Here is a 4,550-nt window from a genome sequence, read left to right on the forward strand (position 1 = left end):
GTGTACCAGTATATCTTGCTGAAGGTGGCGAAAGAAAATTGCGGTATGCCTTGAGTATTAAGTCAGCTTTACCAATGCAAACTAACAGAAAAAGAGGCTCACTGACAGGTTCAACTGTAGTAATTGATTATAAAGGTACGATATTAGCTAGTCCAGACCCTAGCAGACTAGGACGTAATATTTCTGAAGGGCCAGATGCAGGAAAACTAGAAAAAATTATTCCGAAAACTATTAAGCACTAATTCCATGACTTACAAAAGTTACCAGACGCTGCACAACTTCATCAATATCTTCAACTAAATTATCTTCACTAAATATTTCTGATTGCTCCATTTGATTCAATGTGCGCACTAGCATCGCAACTACTAAATCAAGTTTCCATTTTAATTCTGTGGGAGATTGATGGGGTAGCACTTTTGTCAGTATATATAGAAATCTTTGTTGACTGTTTCTAAATTCTTGTTCTGCTAGTTTCTGGACTGGATAGGGTTCGGCACGACAACGCCCCATAAATTGTGCATGAATTCGACATTCCTCCGATCCCTGTTGAATCATCTCTAGGGGAGGGGCGAGAAAAGCTGTGAAAATTTCTGGCACTGAAGGGAGGTTGTCTGACTCTTCTAGAATTGTTAGTTCTCGTAGTTGTTCTTCGACGATGGGTTCTGCTACTCGTCGGACTACTGCACTAAATAGTTCTTCTTTTGAACCAAAATGATAATGAATGGCCGCTAAGTTCACGTCGGCTTCCCGAATTATGGCCCTTAGTGAAGTTCCTGCAAAGCCTAAAGAGGCAAACAGTTTCTCGGCAGCATTGAGAATTTGCTCCTTTGTATCAATAGTTGAGTTTTTACCCATTCAATCCTGTGTTTGTTTTCCAGAATATGCAGCTTTATTTGATTTAATCATCAATTAGCTGCCCTTGCAATTATTTTAAACGTATGTTTTAATTTTAATATATCAAACGACTGTTTTAAAAATCCACTTTTATTTTATGTTAAGCCACAATTGGCCATCTATAGGTAAAGTCAAAAGTCAGTAGGGGCGAATGGCCATTCGCCCCTACATTCTTGCTCTGACTAAATTTGAGAGGTGTGAGAATGTCCGCGCTCGTAATGGCGACTGCTATATAGTTAAGTTAGAGAGTGTTTATTAAATAAATATTAAATCTTGAAAAATCCCTGGCTAATAGCAAATTTAGGGGTTTAGTCACCAAACCCAGGAAACAGGACTTAGTATATTTCAGCCCTTTTTTAGATTTACTTGACAAATAATCNAGTTAAGTTAGAGAGTGTTTATTAAATAAATATTAAATCTTGAAAAATCCCTGGCTAATAGCAAATTTAGGGGTTTAGTCACCAAACCCAGGAAACAGGACTTAGTATATTTCAGCCCTTTTTTAGATTTACTTGACAAATAATCTTTAGAGCAAAAACCAATGACAGACAACAAATTGTTAGACTCTAAATCTGATGAAACAAATGGTAAAGTGACAATTTTAACTGATGAGATAGAAACTTTACCAATTCAATCTGAGACTGCCAACTTCAAACCAAAAGGCAAAGAAAAGAAATTAATTGGGGTTAGCCTCCTGGTAATTATTTTGGCAATAGCTTTTGGTAGTCTAAAATTTCTCCAGAATCAAAAGATTTCTGCCAAACCAACCTCAGAAAGTTCTCTTCCCAATATCCTTTCTGTTCAAGCTATCCCCATAAAATTAGTGAACTCCTACTCAGTTTCTCAAAGTTATACAGGAATTGTAGAAGCTAAACGGACTAGCGAACTTGGTTTTGAACAATCTGGTTTACTTCAATCTATATATATAGAAGAAGGAGAAAAAGTAACCAAAGGACAAGCGATCGCTCAACTGGACACTAGCCAAACAAAAGCCCAACGAGCAGTATTAACAGCGCAGAAAGAAAGAGCGATCGCCAACCTCAGAGAATTGCAAAGGGGACCGAGGGTAGAAGTTATTGCCGCGACTCGTGCATCCCTCGCTCAAGAACAAGCCAAATTACAAGAATTGCAAAGGGGACCGAGGGTAGAAGTTATTGCCGCGACTCGCGCATCATTAGCTCAAGAACAAGCCAAATTACAAGAACTGCAAAGAGGAGCAAGGGTAGAAGTTATTGCAGCGACTCGTGCATCCCTAGCTCAAGAACAAGCAAGATTACAAGAATTACAAACGGGACCCCGCACCGAAGATATTGAAGCAGCGCGTTCGGCATTATTAGACTTAGAGGAACAAGTAGAATTAGCGGAAATTCGAGAAAAAAGACGTGAAGGACTTTATAAAGAAGGAGCAATTTCTCTAGAACAACTTGATGAAGCTGCTACTGAGACTGATACTCTGAATGCTAGACTTGAGAGAGCGCAGAGTGAACTGGAAAAGCTACAAACAGGAACCCGTTCGGAACAAATAGAAGCTCAAAAAGCTAGAGTTCGTCAGGTACAAAGTCAGTTAGATGAACTTATTGCTGGAACTCGCATCGAACAGCTAGAAGCGCAACGNAAACGGGACCCCGCACCGAAGATATTGAAGCAGCGCGTTCGGCATTATTAGACTTAGAGGAACAAGTAGAATTAGCGGAAATTCGAGAAAAAAGACGTGAAGGACTTTATAAAGAAGGAGCAATTTCTCTAGAACAACTTGATGAAGCTGCTACTGAGACTGATACTCTGAATGCTAGACTTGAGAGAGCGCAGAGTGAACTGGAAAAGCTACAAACAGGAACCCGTTCGGAACAAATAGAAGCTCAAAAAGCTAGAGTTCGTCAGGTACAAAGTCAGTTAGATGAACTTATTGCTGGAACTCGCATCGAACAGATAGAAGCGCAACGAGCTAGAGTGCGTCAGGTGGAAAGTCAATTAGACGAACTTATTGCCGGAACTCGCATCGAACAGATAGAAGCGCAACGAGCTAGAGTGCGTCAGGTGGAAAGTCAATTAGACGAACTTATTGCTGGAACTCGCATCGAACAGATAGAAGCTCAAAAAGCAGAAGTTAAACGTTTCGAGGCACAAATTTCTGAAATTGATGTTGTTCTGGGAAAGAGTATTCTTTATGCTCCTTTTTCTGGGACTGTTTCTGTGCGTAATTTAGATGAGGGAGTAGTGGTTAATGCTGGCCAGAGTGTTGTGCGTTTTGTTGAGGGTGGCGACAGAAAAGTTCGGGTTGGGGTGCCGCCAACTCAAGCTAGTCGTTTGAGAATAGGTAGTCTCGAGGAAGTAAGGGTGGGAGAGAGAACTTATAGTGCAAAAGTTTTGTCGATTTTACCAGAAGTAGATTCTACGACTCGGACTCAAAGTGTAATTTTGGCACTATCGCAAGCTGTTGCTCCGGGTACTGTTGTTCGTTTGGAACTTAATGAGATTGAAAGTATGGAGGGATATTGGTTGCCAACTTCTGCTTTGGTTTGGGGAGAGCGGGGGTTGTTAGCTTGTTTTGCTCTGGTTTCTCCCGATAAGTCAGATTTGGATTTACCTTTGGGAACTTATCAGACTGAAAAAAGAATGGTTGAGGTTTTGCATACGGAGGGAGACAGGAGTCTGGTGCGGGGAGTATTGCAACCAGGAGATTTGGTTGTGACAACTGGAACTAATCAATTAGCTCCTCGGCAGTTAGTGAAGTCTGTAGGGGTGATTCGCGAATCACCCCTACAGAAGTGAGAAGTAATTCTTGAGTAAGTAGCTACTTTGTAGGTTGGGTTGACATACGGAAACCCAACAAAAAGTTCAGGACTTACCCATAACCACCATATTTTGTAGGGGCAAATGCCATTTGCCCCCTAAAGATAGCGTATTATTTACAGCGCTTTTGAGATTGATAAACCACACAGTCAGAACCAAAGCCCTGTCAGGGCGAATGCCATTGGCCCCTACTTTGGGCAATGACTAATATTCAAGAAGCTATAGAACTTTACCTTGAACCTATTGAAGATGAATTTCCTATTTCGGCAGGGGCGATCGTCAAGGAATTATTATTATGAGTAAAGTTCCCAATCTTCCCTACACGCAAATTATTAATGTCCTCCATTTAGTCAAACCTCAATTGCATATCTTCTCTAAAACCAGAAATATAATAAATGAAAATTTATAGTTGTGGGGTAAAGGTGAAATTTATGGTTTCTCCAATGCGATGGTTGTCTATTCTCAGTATTAATAGTCTGATGTTATTTAATGTCAGTTTTCCTGTATTAATGTTGCCAAGTATTGTGAATAAGGGAGAAATTCTTGCTCAAAGCAACCCTGATGCTGAGGCAGGAAGATTATTGAAGGAGGGATTAGAACTAAAGAAGCAAGGTACAGCAGAATCTCTCAGTCAAGCTATTGCTGAATGGGAAGAGGCACTATTACTATTTAGGAAAACGGGTAATTTAGGAGGGGAAGCAGTTACACTTGTTGGTATTAGCCGTATCTACTCTAGCTTAGGAGAAAAACAAAAAGCTCTCAATTACTACCAGCAAGCATTACCTCTAGTTCAGCAAGTAGGGGATAAAAGAATGGAAGCTACCACTCTCAATAATATTGGCCTTGTCTACTCTAGCTTAGGA

At 40.4% G+C, this 4,550-nt stretch carries 4 protein-coding genes and 1 pseudogene; 4 read left to right on the forward strand and 1 reads right to left on the reverse strand.

Annotation, left to right across the window (positions count from 1 at the left end; translation table 11 throughout):
* Positions 1 to 242: pseudogene (locus AFK68_RS36500) on the forward strand (two-component sensor histidine kinase); the annotation flags it as partial.
* Here AFK68_RS36500 and AFK68_RS09255 read toward each other — a convergent pair.
* Complete coding sequence (locus tag AFK68_RS09255) at positions 232 to 855, reverse strand: TetR/AcrR family transcriptional regulator (RefSeq protein WP_094672468.1); 624 nt, start codon at positions 853 to 855, stop codon at positions 232 to 234. The pseudogene AFK68_RS36500 and the gene AFK68_RS09255 sit on opposite strands and share 11 nt — an antisense overlap.
* Before the next feature lie 580 nt (positions 856 to 1,435).
* Between AFK68_RS09255 and AFK68_RS44665 the strand changes: the two genes are divergently transcribed.
* From AFK68_RS44665 to AFK68_RS09270, 3 genes are all read left to right on the forward strand, one after another.
* Positions 1,436 to 2,508: biotin/lipoyl-binding protein (locus tag AFK68_RS44665; RefSeq protein WP_371357301.1), on the forward strand; the 1,073-nt coding region annotated here is incomplete at its 3' end.
* 423 nt (positions 2,509 to 2,931) lie between these two features.
* Positions 2,932 to 3,666, forward strand: coding sequence for an efflux RND transporter periplasmic adaptor subunit (locus tag AFK68_RS44670; protein WP_371357302.1), 735 nt, complete (start codon positions 2,932 to 2,934; stop codon positions 3,664 to 3,666).
* Between the two features lie 416 nt (positions 3,667 to 4,082).
* Positions 4,083 to 4,550 (forward strand): tetratricopeptide repeat protein (locus tag AFK68_RS09270; RefSeq protein ID WP_143437722.1); only part of this gene is annotated, 468 nt, incomplete at its 3' end.

The sequence above is a fragment of the Hydrocoleum sp. CS-953 genome, assembly GCF_002260545.1.
In the GTDB taxonomy this organism is placed as follows: domain Bacteria; phylum Cyanobacteriota; class Cyanobacteriia; order Cyanobacteriales; family Microcoleaceae; genus Trichodesmium.

Coding starts and splice junctions, on each gene's coding strand:
- AFK68_RS09255 (WP_094672468.1), bottom strand. CDS start 855: ATGGGTAAAAACTCAACTATTGATACAAAGGAGCAAATTCTCAATGCT.